The organism is Streptomyces sp. NPDC087270 (genome assembly GCF_044744625.1).
Lineage (GTDB): Bacteria > Actinomycetota > Actinomycetes > Streptomycetales > Streptomycetaceae > Actinacidiphila.
The window spans coordinates 26442-42940 of sequence record NZ_JBIUYR010000013.1 but is presented as its reverse complement, the minus strand read 5'-3'; the positions used below and the strand labels follow the sequence as shown (position 1 = coordinate 42940).

The window sequence follows — 16499 nt, the reverse complement described above, 5'->3', positions numbered from 1 at the left end:
TGCTGCCCCGCGTGCACCGCGCCGACCTGCGATGCGAGCCGGCGCGCGCGGTGAGCGGCGGGAGGGGGTACGGCCCCCTCTCCGGCCCCGCGGGCGCCGCGTGTGGCGCGAGAATACAGCGGCCGCCACGTAACGTGACCAGCAGCGGCGGAACGGCCCCGGTGCCGGACGCCGGGCGCGGCGGTTCCGAGGAAGCTGAGGCGGGTGTGGCGATGAGCGGTCCCGGACACGGCGGCGACGTCGCACCGGCCGGTGCCACCGACGCGCTGCGGCTGGCGGTGCTGGACGCCGCGGAAGGGCTGGGCGAAGCGGACGTCCTGCGGCTCGCGGTGCAGCAGTGCGTCGCGGCACTGGGCGGGCTCGGCGGCCTGGCGCACCTCGCCGGCCGCGAGCACGACACGCTGCGCCTGGCGGCGGCCGGCGGCGTACCCGACCCGGTGGCCCGCGCCTGGGAGCGGGTCGACGACCACCGGCTGGCCCCCGTACGCGCGATGGACCGGCGGCAGGTGCAGTGGTCGCCGCGCTGGCCCGACGACCCGCACCACGCCGCCCCGGGGCACCCCGGTACCGCGCGGGCCGAGCCCGGCGGGTCGGAGGCAGGCGGGTCCGGTGCAGGCGGGCGGAGGCCGGACGGGGTGCCGCCCGGGCTGCGCGCGTGCGGGCTGCTGTCCGCGCCGATCCTGGTGGACGGCTCCCCCGTGGGCGTGCTGTCGGTGCTCGCCGAGCGGGAGCCCGCGCCCGACCGCGGACGGTTCCTCGCCGAGGTGGCGGCGCTGGTGGGCGTGCGGCTGCCGGTCGCCCGGCGGTGGCGCAGCGGCACCACGCCGTGGTGGCAGGAGCCGCAGGGCGTCGGCGGGCAGGTGATGCGGCAGATCAGCGTCGGGACGTGGAGCTGGGATCTGGACACCGGCCTGCTCGACATCGACGAAGTCACCGAGGGCATGGTGGAGTTGGCCGGCCTCGACCCGGACGCCTGGGACCACCGGATCGAGAGCTGGATGGAGCGCATCCACCCCGACGACCGGCCGGGGGTGCAGGAGGCGATCGAGGAGTCGCTGACGTACGGCCGGCCGTACGCGGTGGAGCACCGCGTCCTGGACGACGCGGGACGGGTCAACTGGCTGGAGCTGCGGGCCGCGATCGAGCGCGACGACAGCGGCCGCCCGGTGCGGATGGTCGGCACCGTGTGGAACATCACCGCGCGTCGCAGCCAGTTGGAGTGGCTCGCCGGGCTGCTGGAGCTGAACCCGGACCCGATCTTCGTGGTGGCCGCCGACAACCGGGTGCAGTGGGCGAACCGGGCCGCACGCCAACTCGGCGGCGGAGACGTCACCGGCCGCACCCCGTGGGAGACCGAACCGCTGCTGCGCGAGCGCGGGCTGCCGGAACTCCTCGACCGGGCCAGGGCCGCGCCCGGCTCCTCGGCCACGCTGGAGGTGGACGTCGAGCACCCGGCTCCGCGCGGCACGGCGTCGTACCTGGTCAAGGCGGTGGAGATCGGCGGCTTCATGTCGATCCAGATGTCCGACACGACCGAGCGGCGGCGCGCGGAGCAGGCCGCCGCCGAACGCGGCCGGCAGGTCGCGGACCTCAACGCGGCGCTGGTCCGCGCGCTCAACACCCAGGACGTGGTCGCGGCGGTCGTGCAGCACGTGCTGCCGCTGGTGCACGCCGACGGCCTGGTGGTCCACGACCTGACCGGGTCCGTGCCCCGGCTGATCGGCGACATCGGCTTCTCCCCCGCCCTGGTCGAGGAGTTGCACGCCCTGCAGTTGCGGCAGACCGCGCGGCAGCAGCCCGCGGAAGGGGCGGAGGCCGGAACGGAGACCGGCGCGGAGGCCGGAACGGAGACGGGCGCCGCGGCGGAGGCGGGCGCCGAAGCGGAGGCCGGGGCAGGGGCGGAGGCCGGGGCAGGGGCGGAGGCCGACGCAGGGGCGGAACACGCGGGGTACTGGGGAGGCGCGCAGGGCGCGGCCGACCTGGGCCTGGGGGGCGCGGTGGGCGCGGAGGGCGTCACCGACCAGCCCCGGTTCATCTCCCGCGCCGACCGGTTCACCGGGGCGACCACCGACCGCGAGGAGCGCCCCGGCACACCGTCGTGGCTGCTCAACAGGCTGGCCGAGCTGGACGGTGTCGGCGCGTGGGCGGTGCTGCCGCTGGCCGTCGGTGACCGCCGGGTCGGGTCGTGCGTCATCGGCTGGAGCGCGCCGCGCCGCTTCACCGAGGACGACAAGACGCTGCTGGGCACCGTCGGCGTCATCATCGCCCAGGCGCTCGGCAACGCCCGGCTCTACGAGAGCGCGCGGCACCGCGCCGAGCGCCTCCAGCAGGAGTTGCTGCCCGGCCGGCTGCCCGACACCGTCGGCCTGCGCGCGGTCGCCCGCTACCGCACCGCCGACGGCCAGGAACTCGGCGGCGACTGGTACGACACCATCGCGCTGTCGGGCGGGCGGACGCTGGCGGTGATCGGCGACGTGATGGGCCACGGCCTGGAACAGGCGATCGCGATGGGCATCATCCGGCACGCGGCGCTGACCGTCGCCGCCCTGGACATGCCGGTGGACGAGATCATGGCGCACCTCAACGACGTGGTGGTCCGGCTGGCCCCGCGCGTCGACGACCCGGTGGTGTGCGCGACCTGCCTGCTCGCGCTGTACGACCCGACCTCCGGAGCGTGCAGCATCGCCAGCGCCGGCCACGCCCCGCCGATCGCCCTGGAGCCCGGCGGGACCGCGCACCGGCTGACCATCCCCAGCGGGCCGCCGCTGGGCATGGCCCAGGTGCCCGCGCAGGTCACCGAGACGGTCTTCGCCGAGGGCACCGTCCTGGTGCTGTACACCGACGGGCTGCTCGGCTCGCAGGCGCCGGACGCCGAGCGGCTGACCGACGCCGTCGCCCGGTACGCCGGCACCGCGCCGGTACCGGTCGGCGGCGAGCGCGCCGAGCACTGGCTGGCCACGATGTGCGACGCGGTGGTGGCGCAACTGCCGCCGGACCCGTGCCGCCAGGACGACGCGGTGCTGCTGGCGCTGAGCACCGGCCGGGTGCCCGCGAACCGGATGGCCGCCTGGGACCTGCCGTGGGCGCCGGAGTCCGCGGGTCGGGCCCGGGACCTGACCGCCGCGGAACTGGCCGCATGGCACCTGGACGACCTCGCCGACACGGCCACCCTCATCGTCAGCGAGCTGATCGGCAACACCGTGCGGCACGCCGTCGGGCTGGTCCCCGACACCGAGGAGGCGGCGGACGGCGACTCCGACGAGGACGCCGACCTGGGAGACCTCGGCGACCTCAGCGACCTCGGCCTCGACAGCGGGCTGAACCTGAAGATCGGGCTCGGCCTGGACGACGGTCCTGCCGCCCAGGACGCCGACGCCGGTTTCGTACGGCTGCGGCTGCTGCGGATCGAGCACGCGCTGATCTGCGAGGTGTACGACGGGTCGCAGGCCACGCCGCGGGTGCGGCACCCGCTGCTGGACGACGAGTTCGGCCGCGGCCTCCAGCTCGTGGCGATGATGGCCGGGCAGTGGGGCACCCGCTACACCGAGAGCGGGAAGTGCATCTGGGCCAGCCTGGACGCCCCGTCCCCGCCGGACGACGACCCGCCGGGCGCGACGGCCGACGCGGACGGCGGCACGGGCGCGGCGGCGGGCGCGGGGCACGCGGGGCGGCGGACCGCGGGGCAACCCGCCGCCGGCTGACGGGAGTTGCTCCGTTAGGCGCCTGCCGGAGAGGTGCTACGACGCCATCGTGGTCATGATCGCGCGGGCCGCGGCGGCGAGCGACGGGGTGAGGCGGTCGAGGTCGGGCAGGTCGGGCGGCTCGGTGTCCGGGCCGGTGCCGTAGGCGGTGGTCGTCGACTCCAGCCGGAGCGTGATCACCGCGCCGCCGCTGAGGACTTCGAGTATGCGGGTGGGGTCGTCGAAGCTGAGGAGGTACGCCTTGTCGCCGAGTCGGGGCACCGCGCGGGTGCGGGTGGTGACCCGCAGGTTCGACGGGTCCACCGACCGCTCCGCGTCGAACTCCGCCGCCGGGTCGGAGTAGCGGTGCAGGGTGACGTCGACCTGGACGGTGTACGAGGTCTTCGTGCCCTGGGTGGGGGTGCCTTGGGCGACGAAGCCGCACTGGGCGCGGTCCAGCCGCGCGGTGTGCTCGAAGACCGCGGGCCACACCCCGCTGTCGGTCGACTTGACGGCCGTGCCGAACGCGTCGAACGCGTAGGCCGTGCAGGGGTTCTGCCCTATCCGGTAGCCGTGCATGTCGGGTCCGCGGTGGCGCTGCGGCAGCACGCCCGCGTAGGCGAGGGCCGCACCGGCCAGCGAGGCGACGAGCACGCCGCCGAGGGCGCCCCGCAGCCACCCCGGCAGCTTCCCGAGCGGGCTGGGTCGCGGCGGCAGGCCCGCCATCACCTCGGGCCGCGGGCCCGGCAGCAGGGCTCGCCAGCCGCTTCCCTCGCCCCAATCGCCGCCACCTCGGGGGCCGTTGAGTGCGGGGCGTGCATCGTCGGCGTGGGGCCGCCCGTAGGCGCTGTCGCCTTCTTCGGCCTCCCAGGACTCCTCGGGTTCGGTGATCATCGGATCTCCCCCACGTCAGCGTGCGAACACTGTACGGTCGGGCCGCCGAAACGTCACTGCACTTCTCCGCCGGCCCCGGGGGCGGTCCGGGGCCGAGGGAGACGGGCGGGAGCGAGCGGGGGAAACCGGTGGCGGGTCCGGGAAGGCCGGGCGGCTGGCGGCGGGCGGCTGGCGGGGGAAGGCCGGGGCGGGAGGGTGGTCAGACCTCCAGGTCGTTCTCGATCCGCTTGAGCTGGTGCCGGGCCATCGCCAGGTTCGCCCGCTGCTTGTCCAGGGCGAGGTAGAGGAACAGCCCGCTCTTGCCGCGCCCGGTGAGCAGGCGGATCAGGTGGTACTGCGTGCCGAGGGTGATGAGGATGTCCTCGATCTCGTCCTTGAGGCCGAGCAGTTCCATGGTGCGGGCCTTGGCGCGGACCACGTCGGTGTTGCCCGCGGCGGCCACGGTGAGGTCGAGGTCCTTCCCGCCGCCGATCGTGCCCAGGGCCATGCCGCTGGTGTAGTCGACGAGGGCGACGCCGATGGCGCCCTCGATCGAGGTCATCGCGTCCTTGAGGGCGGTTTCGGTGTTGGCCATGGCGTGGCTGCTTCCTTTCACGGGTGCCGGCGTGCCCGGCGGTCGGGTGGTGGTGCGGGGGGTTCTGGCGTGGGCGCTGCGCGCCCGCGGCGGACGTTCGGTCATGGGTTCAGGCGTCCTCCCTGTCGTCGGCGGCGCCGTCGAGCAGGTGCGCGAGGTAGGCGCTGGACCGGCGGGCCTCCATATGGAGCCGGCCCACGTTGATCCGCGGTCCGGCCAGGACGGTCAGTACGCAGGCCGGTCCCGCGGCGTACAGCGCGACGTAGCCGTGCTCGCCCCGTACCAGCAGCTCGCGGAAGGAGTGGCCGCCGGCCGCGTCCGACAGCCGCAGCCCGATGCCGAATCCGGCGGAACTGAGCGCCGCGAGCGTCTCGGCGGGCGTGTCCGGGGCCTCGTGGGCGATCAGCAGCCCGTCCACGGTGGACGCGAGCACGCCGGTCGCATCGGGCAGCCGGGCCAGCAACCGGCCCAGCTCGTCGCGTACTTCGGCTTCGTGCGCCATGAGTCTCCTTCGTCCGGCCCGTTCGGCCCGCTGCCGCAGGGCGCGCCTCACAGGTGCTCCAAGGCGTCGCGGAGCCGGCGCAGCAGCGCCGCGTCCGCGTCGTGGGCGATGTCCCTGAACCAGGCGGGCGCGGGCACCGGTGCCCGGCCGGTGGCCGGCGGGGGCACCGCGACCCGTCCGTTCGCGGCCAGGCGCCGTACGTGCACCAGCGCGTGGAAGGCGGGCCGGCCGAGCAGGGCCGCGATCGCGGACGGGGTGCGCACCCCGTCCGCGAGGTCGAGGACGGCCCGCTCGTGGCGGGTGGCGGGCGGCAGCCGAGGGTCGTGCCGGGGCCGTACGGGTGCCGCGTCGAGCTGGGGGCACGGCCACAGCGTGTCCAGGAACCGGCGCCGCCTGCGGGACTCCCGCTCCACCTCGCTCAGCGGCACCGGGCGCACCGGCCCGAACCAGTGCGCGGCGCCGTGCCGGAACCGGGTCGGGCCGCCGGTGGGCGCCAGCACGAAGAAGGCGGCGTCGAAGAGCGTGCCGAGTTCGCTGATCTCCAACTCCCCCTCGGACAGCCGGTGGTGGTCCAGCAGCCAGCGGGCGGTCCGGCCCTGCGCGCCGCCCTGGCGCACCGCCTCCTGCCACGCCTCGGCGGACAGCCGGCCGCCGACCGTCAGCAGCACCTCGATCCCGGGCGCGGCCGGGCTCTCGGCGTGCACCACCGCACCGTCGAGGAGGTAGAGGGTGCCGGTGTCGCGCAGCAGCGCCCCGGTCGCACGCTGCTCGGCGAGGCGCACCAGCATCGGGGAGAGCGGTGTGGCGGGGGCGGGTGCGTCGGAGGCAGGCGGGTCGGGGGCTGGTGCGGGCCGGTCGGGGACCGGGGCGAGGGCGGCCGGGGGCGCACCGGGTACGGCGGGGGTGTCGGGGGCGGGGGCGGCCGTCATGCGAGCACCAGCCGCTGGGCGAGGTCGCGTATCCGGATCAGCGCGAGCGCGAGGTTGGCGTGCGACTTGTCCAGCCACAGGTGCAGGAACACCCCGCCCTCGTACGGGGCTTCGACGAAGCGCAGCAGGTGGTAGCCGGTGCGGGTGACCACCACGACGTCCTCGACCAGCGGGCCCTTCTCCCCCGCCGCGCCCGCCTCGGCGACGGCCTGCGGGCCGGCGAACACCGGGTGCTCGGCGGCGGCCCGCGCGAAGTCGGCGGTCTGCGCGGCCATCGCCTCATGGTCGCCGTCCGGCGCCTCCCCGACCTTGCCGAGCGCGAGTCCGCTGATCCACTCCACCAGCGCGGCGCCCCTCGCCCCCGGCAGCGCCATCGCCTCGAGCAGGCACTCGTCGATCCCGGACACACGACTCCCCTCGGTGCAGGGCCCGTTGGGCCACCGCCGACTGGGCGGTGACGAGCAAGTTACGCACCGTGCCACCCGGTTCGGGGAGTTCTGGCATTTTCCACTGGTACGTGCGGGGCGCTGTTCTAAGATGCCCCTCCGCACACCGTCGCCGGCTGCCGGGTTCAGCCCCGCGTCGTGGCGAACTCCCAGATCACCGGCAGGAATTGCTCGGGCGTCTCCACTTGGGGCATGTGACCGGTGCCGGGCAGCGGCACGAACTGCGCGCCCGGGACGGCCTGCGCGAAGGCCCGCCCGTAGTCGGTGTCCACCACCCGGTCGCTCTCGCCCCACAGCACCACCGTCGGATGATCGACCTTCGCCAGGCGCTCGCGCAGCGTCGGGTCCCCCATGTCCGTGCCCGCGTACGTCTGGAGCGCGGCACTGTTGGCGGCGGCGACCGCGCGCTGCTCGTCGGACAGCGCGGAGGGGTCGAAGCGGAACTTCGAGGGGTCGTGGAAGGAGAGCCGGGACAGCTCGACGGGCGTCAGCCCGCGGGTGTCGGCGACGGGGTGGCCCGGCACGCGGATGCCGACGCCGTTGACGATGGCGACCCCGGTGACGCGGTCGCTGCCGAGCAGGGCGAGTTCGGCGGCGATCCAGCCGCCGACGGAGTTGCCGACCACGATGACGTCATGGACGTCGAGCGCGTCGAGTAGCGCCGCGTAGACCTCGGCGACACCCGCCGGATCGCTCAGCCAGCCGGGCCGGGCGGTGCCGCCGAAGCCGGGGTGGACGGGGGTGATCACCCGGGCCGGCCGCTCGTCGGCGAGCCGGCGGGCGAACGGCGCGACGGTCTGCGGTCCGCCACCGCCGTGCAGCATCAGGAAGGTCCGGCTCCGGTCGTGGTCGTGGTCGTGGTCGTGGTCGTGGTCGTGGTCGTCGATGGTGACGGTGAGGTCGAGGGTGCCTCCGCTCACGGTGAGGGCGAGCGTGCGGGTGGTGGTGCTGGTCATCGGGTTGCTCCTCGGGCGGATGCGGGCGGGTCGAGTCGGTGCGATGCGAGCCGGTGCGGGTCGAGGCGGGTCAGGTCGAGCCGGGTCAGGGCCGGGCAGGACGCGGGCCGGGCGACTGCGGGGGCCGACGGCCGGAACGGCCGCAGCTCACGCGAAGTCGTCGGCCGGCACGGTGGCGTAGCGGCTCATGGTGCGGATGGTCGCCTGCCGGTCCAACTGCTGGCCGGCGGCGATCATGTCGCGCAGGTCGCGGAAGTACCGCACGTACAGGTCGGGGGTGAAGGTGTTGAGGACGACCGCGGGTTCGTCGCCGTGGTTGGCGAAGGTGTGCGGGGCGCCGGGCGGGACCATCGCGAGCGACCCGGCCGGTGCGACGTGGACGGTGTCGCCGACGGTGAAGTGCACGGTGCCGGAGACGACGTAGAAGCCCTCGTCGTGCTCGGCGTGCCGGTGCTGCGGCGGGCCCTCGGTGTGCGGGGCGATGGTGATCTCACCGATGCCGAGCCGGTGCCCGGTGGTGGCGCCGTCCTCAAGGATGCGCATCCGGGTCCCGCCCAGCTCGATCACCTCGCCGCCGTCGGGGCCGATCACGGAGACCTCGGTCATGGCTGCCAGCTCCTTCACTCATTCGTAAGAGTTCGCTCTCACAAAGGTAGGACGCTCGCCCTCATCATGCAAGTCAACTCTCATGAAGAGAGTCCAGTGCTACGATGAAGGCTGACAGACAGGAAGGAACGGGACGATGACCGCACCGGCCGCCACCGGGCGCAGCAACCAGAAGAAGCGCACCCGCGCGGCGATCATCGCCGCCGCGCGCGACCTCGTCGGGTCCGGCCGCGAGGTGACGATGCCGGAGATCGCCCGCGCCGCGCTGGTCTCCGAGGCCACCGCCTACCGGTACTTCCCCGACCTCGCCTCGCTGATCGGCGAGGCGCTGGCCGGCGCGTGGCCGGAGCCCGCCGACGCGCTGGCGCCGGTCGCCGGGTCGACCGATCCGGTCGAACGCGTCGCGTTCGCCTGCGCGTTCCTGCTGCGCGGCACCCTCGCCCGCCAGGGCGCGGTGCGGGCCATGATCGCGGCCACCATCACCCGCCCCGAGGCGGCGAGCGCCCGGCCGGGCATCCGGTTCGGGTTGATCGAGCACGCCCTCGAACCCGTCCGCGAGGCGTTCCTGGCGGCCGACCCCGAACGGCTCGCCCAGCTCGAACGCGACCTCGCGGTGGCCGTCAGCGCGGAGGCGCTCTTCTGCCTCACCGACCTGTGCGGGCTCGCCCCCGACGCGGCGATCGCCAGCGCGGTGCGCACCGCGTCCACCCTGACCGCGGCCGCGCTGCGCACCCTGCCGGACCGGCCCTGACGCCGGCGCGGAGAGGTTCCGCCGCCCTCCGCGCCAGTACGGCCCGCACGCCGTCGCTCCCTGCTCCGTTCAGCGCCCGAACCACACCGTGGTGACGTTGCAGAACGCCCGGATGCCCTGCGCGGACAGCTCCCGGCCGTATCCGGAGCGCTTCACGCCGCCGAAGGGCAGGGCGGGGTGGGAGGCGGTCATCCCGTTGAAGAAGACACCGCCGGCTTCGAGGTCGCGGGCGAAGCGGCGCTGCTCGTCCGCGTCGCGGGTCCAGACGTTGGAACTGAGCCCGAACGGCGTGTCGTTGGCGAGCGCGACGGCCGCGTCGAGGTCGGGCACCCGGTAGAGGGTGGCGACCGGGCCGAACGCCTCCTCGCGGTGGATGCGCATCGCGTCGGTGACGCCGGCGAGCACGGTGGGCTCGTAGTACCAGCCGTCGGGGAGTGCCGCGGGGCGGCGGCCGCCGCACAGCGCCTCGGCGCCCCGGGACAGCGCGTCCTGGACCAGTTCCTCCAGGTCGGCGCGGCCCTGCTCGGTGGAGACCGGCCCGACGTCGGTGGACTCGGCGGTCGGATCGCCGACGGTCAGCCGCTCCATGGCCGCCACGAAGCGCTCGGCGAACGCGTCGTACACGTCCTCGTGCACGATGAACCGCTTGGCCGCGATACAGGACTGGCCGTTGTTCTGCACCCGGGCGGTGACGGCGGTGGACGCGGCGGCGTCGAGTTCGGCGGCGGCCGAGGGCATCACCACGAACGGGTCGCTGCCGCCGAGTTCGAGCACCGTCGGCTTGATCGCGTCGCCGGCCGCCGCGGCCACCGCGCGGCCGGCGCCCTCGCTGCCGGTGAGGGTGGCGGCGGCCACCCGCGGGTCGCGCACCACATCCTCCACGGCGCCGGAACCGATCAGCAGCGTCTGGAAGCAGCCCTCGGGGAAGCCCGCCCGGTGGAAGAGGTCGCCGAGGTAGAGCGCGGTCTGCGGGACGTTCGAGGCGTGCTTGAGCAGGCCGGTGTTGCCCGCCATCAGCGCGGGCGCGGCGAAGCGGATCACCTGCCACAGCGGGAAGTTCCACGGCATGACCGCCAGCACGACGCCGAGCGGGCGGTAGCGGACGACCGCGCGGTGCGCGCCGCTGTCGGCCACGTCGGCCGGGTCGGGGTGCTCGTCGGCCAGCAGCCCTTCGGCCCGATCGGCGTACCAGCGCATCGCCTTGGCGCACTTGGCGGCCTCCGCGCGGGCGGCGGCGAGGGTCTTGCCCATCTCCGTGGTCATGGTCCGCGCGATGGTGTCGCGCTCGCTGTCCAGCAGGTCGGCCGCGGCGCGCATCAGTGCGGCCCGGGTGGCGAAGTCGGTCTCACGGTGCTCCCGGAAGGCGCTCTCCGCCCGGGCGATCCGCTCCTCGACGGCGGCCGCGTCCATCGGCTCGAACGTCTTGAGGGTCCGGCCGGTGGCGGGGTCCACGGTGGCGATGGGCATCTGCTGCTCCTCCTCTGCCCCCCGGTGCGGTGCTGTGCCGTTGTCGTGCCCCTACCCGGGTGCCGTGCCGCTACCCGTACCGGCGCCGGGTGCCCGCGGGCCCGGAGCCATCGTCACCCGCCGCGGCCCGGTCCGCGACAGCACGGGGGCCACCGTGGTGGCGCCCGGGACCGCCGCGCACTCGTGTGCTTCGAGGGACGTTCACCGATTCGTCACACCAGACACATGCTTCTCGGGCTCTACGCGCGGAGAATCAGGTGGCGCACCATGTACCGCACCCGCACGCCCGCTTCCGATGACGGTTCCCCCCTGCACCGCCCCCACCTGGAGGTTGACGGATGCCCGCTTTCCGAGTCCCTGGCACCACCGGCTCGCCCCGCAGATCCCGTACCGCCGACGCCGACCGGGCGCCGCGGCTGCCGCGTGTCCCGCTGGTCCCCCGCAGTCGCGTGCTGGTCGGCGCGATCGCCGCGCTGGGCGCGGTGGCCGCGCTCGGCGGTCTGGGGCTGTCCGGCGGCAGCGCGCAGGCCGCGGCCGACCCGCGGACCGGGGCCGCCCCGGCCGCCGCCGCGACCCACCGCGTGCTGTTCGACAACACGAAGGCCGAGACGGCCGGCAACGCCGACTGGATCATCAGCACCAGCCAGCCCGACCCGCTGGGCGAGAACTCCTCGCCGAGCAAGGAGACCGACTGGACCGGCGCGCTGTCGTCGTGGGGCGTGGCCCTGCAGAAGGCCGGCGGCTACCAGTTGGCGACGCTGCCGTCCGGCAAGACCATCACCTACGGCGACTCCTCCAACCCGCAGGACCTGAGCAACTTCGACGAGTTCGTGCTCGACGAGCCCAACACCCAGCTGAGCGCCGCCGAGAAGACCGCGGTGATGACGTTCGTCAAGAACGGCGGCGGCCTGTTCCTGATCTCCGACCACAACGGCAGCGACCGGAACAACGACGGCTACGACTCGCCGAAGGTGATCAACGACCTGCTGACCAACAACGGGGTGGACAACTCCGACCCGTTCGGCTTCTCCGTGGACCTGCTCGACATCAGCACCGACACCCCCAAGGCGATCAGCGACAGTTCCGACCCGGTGCTGCACGGCCCGTTCGGCACCGTGACCGGCAGCATCATCGCGGACGGCACCACCTTCACCCTCAAGCCGGCCGACAACTCGGCCGTCAAGGGGCTGCTGTACCGCACGGGTTACTCCGGCAACACCGGCGCGTTCTTCGTCACCAGCACCTTCGGCAGCGGCCGGGTGGCGATCTGGGGTGACAGCTCGCCGGTCGACGACGGCACCGGCCAGTCGGGCAACACCCTGTACGACGGGTGGAACGACACGCGCGGCACCGACGCGGCCCTCGCGCTCAACGCCACCGCGTGGCTGGCCGGCGGCGGCAGCGGCGGCACCACCGGAGGCACCAGCTCCGGCACGTCGTCAGGCACGTCGTCCGGCACCTCCTCCGGTACGTCCTCGGGCACGTCGTCCGGCTCCACCACCGGCTCCACCACGGGCGGTTCGGGCGGCTGCACCTCCGCGCAACTGCTCGCCAACCCGGGCTTCGAGTCGGGCAACGCGGGCTGGACGGCGAGCAGCAAGGTGATCACGAACGCCACCGCGGAGGCCGCGCACACCGGCTCGTACAAGGCGTGGCTGGACGGCTACGGCACCGCCACCAACGACACGTTGTCACAGAGCGTGTCCATCCCGTCCGGCTGCTCCGCCTCGTTGAGCTACTGGCTGCACATCGACACCGCGGAGACGGGCACGACGGCGTACGACACGCTGACCGCGCAGGTGCTCAACTCCTCGGGCACGGTGCTGTCCACGCTGGCGACGTACTCCAACACGAACGCGGCGGCCGGCTACACGCAGCGCAGCTTCGACCTGAGCGCGTACGCGGGTCAGACGGTGACGGTGAAGTTCACCGGCGTGGAGGGGTCGAAGCTCCAGACCTCGTTCGTCATCGACGACACGGCGCTGAACGTGAGTTGAGCACGGGTCAGGCGGTGGGGTCGGTGTCGGTGGCCCCGCCGCCGCCCCCGCCGCCCTCCCCCTCGGCCCCCTCGGCCCCCTCGCCGTCCTCGCTGTCCTCGCCGTCCTCGCCGTCCTCGGGGCCGAACTCGCACCACACGGCCTTGCCGTCGCCGCGCGGTTCGACGCCCCAGTTGTCGGCGAGCGCGTCGATCATCAGCAGGCCGCGGCCGGAGGTGGCGGCCTCGCCGGGGGTACGGCGGCGCGGCCAGACGCTGGAGCGGTCCTGCACGGACAGCCGGACCCGGCGCACCGGTTCCGGCAGCACTTCGAGGGTGAGGACGGCGCCGCCCTCCGTGTGCAGCAGGACGTTGACGAGCAGTTCGCCGGCGGCCAGCTCGATGTCGTCGGACAGGTCGTCCAGCTCCCAGGCGGTGAGGGCCTGGCGCAGCGCGAGCCGGGCGTCTGCCAGTCCCTCGGGGTCGGCCTGGTGGACGTACTGGTGGATGCGGGGCGCGCGGGTGGTGCCGGGGTCCGGGGAGCGGCGCAGGATGAGCAGCGCGACGTCGTCGTTGGAACCCCAGCGCTGCCAGAGGTTGTCGGCGAGGTGGTCGGCCAACTCCTCGGCGCGCTGCGGGCCGTGGTGGACGGCCTCGGCGAGCGCCTCCATGCCGATGGTGATGTCCGCGTCGCGCTCCTCCACCAGGCCGTCGGTGCAGAACACCAGGGTCTCGCCGGGGACCAGGTCGAGCCGGGTCTCGGGGAACTCCTGGAGGTCGAACGAGGTGGCCAGGCCCAGCGGGAGGCCGCCGCGGACGTTCGGCCAGCCGGTACGCCCGTCGGTGTGCCGGATCAGCGGGCCGAGATGGCCGGCCCTCGCGGTCCACAACGTGCCGGTGGTGAGGTCGAGTTGGGCGTATCCGCAGGTGGCGAAGCGCTCGGTGTCGAGTTCGGCGAGGAAGCGGGAGGCCCGGGCCAGCACGGTGGACGGCGGGTGTCCCTCGGCGGCGTAGGCGCGCAGGGCGATCCTCAACTGGCCCATCACGGCGGCCGCGTGGGTGTCGTGCCCCTGGACGTCGCCGACCACCAGGCCGACCCGGTTCTGCGGCAGCGCCACGACGTCGTACCAGTCGCCGCCGACCTCCCGGCCGCTGGAGGCGGCGTGGTAGCGCACCGCGATCTCGGCGCCGTCGAAGCGCGGGACGTGCCGGGGCAGCATCGTGGCCTGGAGTCCGGTGGCGAACTCGCGTTCCTGGTCGAAGAGGATGGCGCGCTGCAGGGACTGGGCGAGGATGCCGGCCAGCGCCGCGCACAGCTCCCGGTCCTCGCGGCTGAACCGGGTGCGGCCGCGGTAGAAGAGGGCGAGCCCGCCGATGGAGTGGGACTGGGCGATCAGCGGGAGGAAGGCGCAGGCGTCCATCCCGATCTTCTCGACGAACGGGCGCGCCAACGGGAAGCGGGCCTCCAGTTCGTCGTTGTCGGCGAAGAACTGGGGCTGCTGGGTCAGCACGGTGTCGGCGAGCGGCAGTGACTCGATCAGCCGGACCGGCTTGAACGAGGGCACCCCGCGCATGAGTTCGCCGGCCGTGGCGACGAACCTCATGTTGCTGCCCTCCACCAGCGAGAGGGTCAGCCCGTCCGCGCGGAACCGCTCGACGCCCCCGACGCCGGTCAGTACGGCGGTGACGTCGTCGATGGTGACGGCGTGCGAGAGCGCCTCGGTGATACGGCCGACGATCGAGGAGAAGCTGTGGCGCGGCGGCACCTCGCCGTCGGCGGGGGCGGCGGCGGGCGGGGCCTGGGTGAGGTCGTCGGTCGCGTCCCTGACGATGCCGACGACGCGGTGCGCGTAGCCGTGCTCGTCGCGCAGGATCGTGCCCTGGGTGTGGGTCCACTGCTTGACGCCGTCCCGGCGGGTGATCTGGAAGTAGCCGCCGTAGCTGCGCCGGCCGGACTGCATGGCGCGGCGCAGCTCGCGGTCGATCCGGTCGCCCTCCTCGTGGGTGACGCGCAGCACCAGCGCGTCGGGGCTGCGGTTGAACTCCTCGGGCCGCAGGTCGAACACGCGCAGCCCCGCCTCGTCGAGGTCGAAGACGCCCTGGTCGAGGTCCCAGTCGAAGCTGCCCATGCCGTTCATGGCGAGCCGCTCCTCCGGGCCGATCGCCGGGGAGACGGGACGGCCGGAGACGGAGGGGCCCACGCGGGGGTCGTAGCGGCCGCGGGCCAGGCGCTTGCGAGCTGTCATCCAACTGCTCCGGGGTCGGGCCGGGGGCCGGGGACCACGTACGCGCGACGCATCACCAGGGTGGCTTCGTCACTTTCGGGGACGTTTATCGCTTTTGCCGGAATGATGGTCATCATGGCCATTATCACCCGATGACGGACGCGACGTGCGGGGGCGGCCGTGCGGGCGGTCCGAGGGAGGGGGCGGGGGCGAGCCGACGGTGGGGCCGAGGGGCGCGAGGAGGGTCGGGGTGAGGACGCGCAGCGCGACCAGGCCGGGGCGGGCGGGCCACGGGACGGGCGCCTCGACGCCGGGAAAGCGCTCCACCAGCGCGTCGAAGACCCGGTAGGCGCTGGCCTCGTCCCGGGCGGTGATCACGACATGGGCGAGGCCGTCGGCGCCGCCGAGGCGCTGCGCGGGGACTCTGCGGTCCATGGGCACGGGTTCGGCTCCCTTCCTCGGGATGGGGTTGCCCGGAGGGACATGGCGGATGGGGACACGGTTGCCGATCCTCACCGGGTTCACCCGCACGGGCCGCGGGCGGCATGCCCGCGGGGGCATCGGGTAAGCGACAGGGCGTCGATCGCGGGGCGCGTTCGCGTCCCGTGCCGTACCGACCTGGGAGGACATGATGACCGAGCCATTCCCGACGCCGACGCCGCCGCGCCCCGGCGGCCCCTCGCCGGGTCCGGACCCGACGCCGGGACCCGGACCCGGACCCAGCCCCGTACCGAACCCCACGCCGAACCCGGTGCCCGGGCCGGCTCCCGATCCCGTTCCGACGCCTCCCGGCCCCGAGCCGACACCGCCCTCCCCCGCGCCGGACCCGATCCCGCCGACGCCCCAGCCCGAGCCGGCCGCGCCCCCGCTGCAGTGAGGCGCGTGTGCGAGGGTGGGGGGCGTGACCGAACGACCACTGCTCGTCGTCGACGGCGCGAACGTGGTCGGCTCCGTGCCGGACGGTTGGTGGCGCGACCGGTACGCGGCCGCCGAGCGCCTGCGTGACGCTCTCGTGCCCTACGCGACCGCCGGGCTTCCCGCGGACGGCCCCGCGCCGCCCTGGACGGTCGGCGTCCCCTTGGACGTGGTCCTCGTCGTGGAGGGCGCGGCCCGCGGGGTCGGCTCCGTCCCCGGTGTGACGGTCCGCTCCGCGCCCGGCAGCGGTGACGACCTCATCGCCGAGGTGGCGGCGGAGGCCCGCGCAGGCGAAAGCGGCCACGGGGGCGGAGCCCGTCCCTGTCTCGTGGTCACCGCCGACCGCGGCCTCCGCTCCCGCGTGGTCGCCGTGGGCGCCGACGTCACGGGCCCCCGCACGGTGAGACGGCGCCCCTGACCCCCCGGGCTGCCCCTTTCCCGGCCCCGGGACCACCCGCGCCCCTGGGTTGCTGCGGCTCCTTCCGCGGGAGGGGCCCCCCCCACCCCCGGGGGGGGGGGCCCCCGCGGCCACCCCCCCCCCCGCGGGGGGGGGCGCAGCCCCCAGCGCGGGGGCACCCC

At 74.6% G+C, this 16499-nt stretch carries 14 protein-coding genes; 4 read left to right on the top strand and 10 right to left on the bottom strand.

The window, feature by feature from the left end; translation table 11 throughout:
- Positions 1–212: 212 nt before the first annotated feature.
- On the top strand, positions 213–3701 hold the full coding sequence (locus tag ACIPAE_RS24960; protein ID WP_402448005.1) for a SpoIIE family protein phosphatase: 3489 nt from the start codon (positions 213–215) through the stop codon (positions 3699–3701).
- A gap of 36 nt (positions 3702–3737) precedes the next feature.
- Here the strand turns inward: ACIPAE_RS24960 and ACIPAE_RS24955 are convergent, their stop codons facing one another.
- From ACIPAE_RS24955 to ACIPAE_RS24925, 7 genes are all read right to left on the bottom strand, one after another.
- Positions 3738–4574, bottom strand: a complete 837-nt coding sequence (locus ACIPAE_RS24955; protein ID WP_402448003.1) for a hypothetical protein — start codon at positions 4572–4574, stop codon at positions 3738–3740.
- 199 nt (positions 4575–4773) lie between these two features.
- Positions 4774–5148, bottom strand: a complete 375-nt coding sequence (locus ACIPAE_RS24950; RefSeq protein ID WP_329371827.1) for a hypothetical protein — start codon at positions 5146–5148, stop codon at positions 4774–4776.
- 109 nt (positions 5149–5257) lie between these two features.
- Complete coding sequence (locus tag ACIPAE_RS24945) at positions 5258–5650, bottom strand: roadblock/LC7 domain-containing protein (protein ID WP_329371825.1); 393 nt, start codon at positions 5648–5650, stop codon at positions 5258–5260.
- 47 nt (positions 5651–5697) lie between these two features.
- The gene (locus ACIPAE_RS24940) at positions 5698–6438 is read right to left on the bottom strand and encodes a transcriptional regulator (RefSeq protein WP_402448227.1); all 741 of its coding nucleotides are present in this window, start codon (positions 6436–6438) and stop codon (positions 5698–5700) included.
- 137 nt (positions 6439–6575) lie between these two features.
- Complete coding sequence (locus ACIPAE_RS24935; protein WP_402448000.1) at positions 6576–6986, bottom strand: hypothetical protein; 411 nt, start codon at positions 6984–6986, stop codon at positions 6576–6578.
- 164 nt (positions 6987–7150) lie between these two features.
- Positions 7151–7981: an alpha/beta fold hydrolase gene (locus ACIPAE_RS24930; RefSeq protein WP_402447998.1), complete on the bottom strand. Its 831-nt coding sequence runs from the start codon at positions 7979–7981 to the stop codon at positions 7151–7153.
- 147 nt (positions 7982–8128) lie between these two features.
- The gene (locus tag ACIPAE_RS24925) at positions 8129–8587 is read right to left on the bottom strand and encodes a cupin domain-containing protein (protein WP_329371819.1); all 459 of its coding nucleotides are present in this window, start codon (positions 8585–8587) and stop codon (positions 8129–8131) included.
- A gap of 136 nt (positions 8588–8723) precedes the next feature.
- Between ACIPAE_RS24925 and ACIPAE_RS24920 the strand changes: the two genes are divergently transcribed.
- The gene (locus tag ACIPAE_RS24920) at positions 8724–9338 is read left to right on the top strand and encodes a TetR/AcrR family transcriptional regulator (protein ID WP_366413749.1); all 615 of its coding nucleotides are present in this window, start codon (positions 8724–8726) and stop codon (positions 9336–9338) included.
- Between the two features lie 69 nt (positions 9339–9407).
- Here ACIPAE_RS24920 and ACIPAE_RS24915 read toward each other — a convergent pair whose 3' ends face one another.
- A complete protein-coding gene (locus ACIPAE_RS24915; RefSeq protein ID WP_402447995.1) occupies positions 9408–10805 on the bottom strand; it encodes an NADP-dependent succinic semialdehyde dehydrogenase in 1398 nt (465 codons plus the stop codon).
- A 338-nt stretch (positions 10806–11143) separates the two neighbouring features.
- On the opposite strand from ACIPAE_RS24915, the gene ACIPAE_RS24910 reads away from it, so the two are divergent.
- Positions 11144–12802 (top strand): hydrolase, encoded by a 1659-nt coding sequence (locus tag ACIPAE_RS24910; protein ID WP_402447993.1) that lies wholly within the window; start codon positions 11144–11146, stop codon positions 12800–12802.
- 7 nt (positions 12803–12809) lie between these two features.
- On the opposite strand, the gene ACIPAE_RS24905 is transcribed toward ACIPAE_RS24910, so the two are convergent.
- Together ACIPAE_RS24905 and ACIPAE_RS24900 are read right to left on the bottom strand one after the other, a co-directional pair.
- Complete coding sequence (locus tag ACIPAE_RS24905; RefSeq protein WP_402447992.1) at positions 12810–15026, bottom strand: SpoIIE family protein phosphatase; 2217 nt, start codon at positions 15024–15026, stop codon at positions 12810–12812.
- Positions 15027–15095: 69 nt separating this feature from the next.
- Positions 15096–15440 (bottom strand): hypothetical protein, encoded by a 345-nt coding sequence (locus ACIPAE_RS24900; RefSeq protein WP_402447990.1) that lies wholly within the window; start codon positions 15438–15440, stop codon positions 15096–15098.
- Positions 15441–15906: 466 nt separating this feature from the next.
- Between ACIPAE_RS24900 and ACIPAE_RS24895 the strand changes: the two genes are divergently transcribed.
- The gene (locus ACIPAE_RS24895; RefSeq protein ID WP_402447988.1) at positions 15907–16338 is read left to right on the top strand and encodes an NTP pyrophosphohydrolase; all 432 of its coding nucleotides are present in this window, start codon (positions 15907–15909) and stop codon (positions 16336–16338) included.
- The last annotated feature ends 161 nt before the right edge of the window (positions 16339–16499 follow it).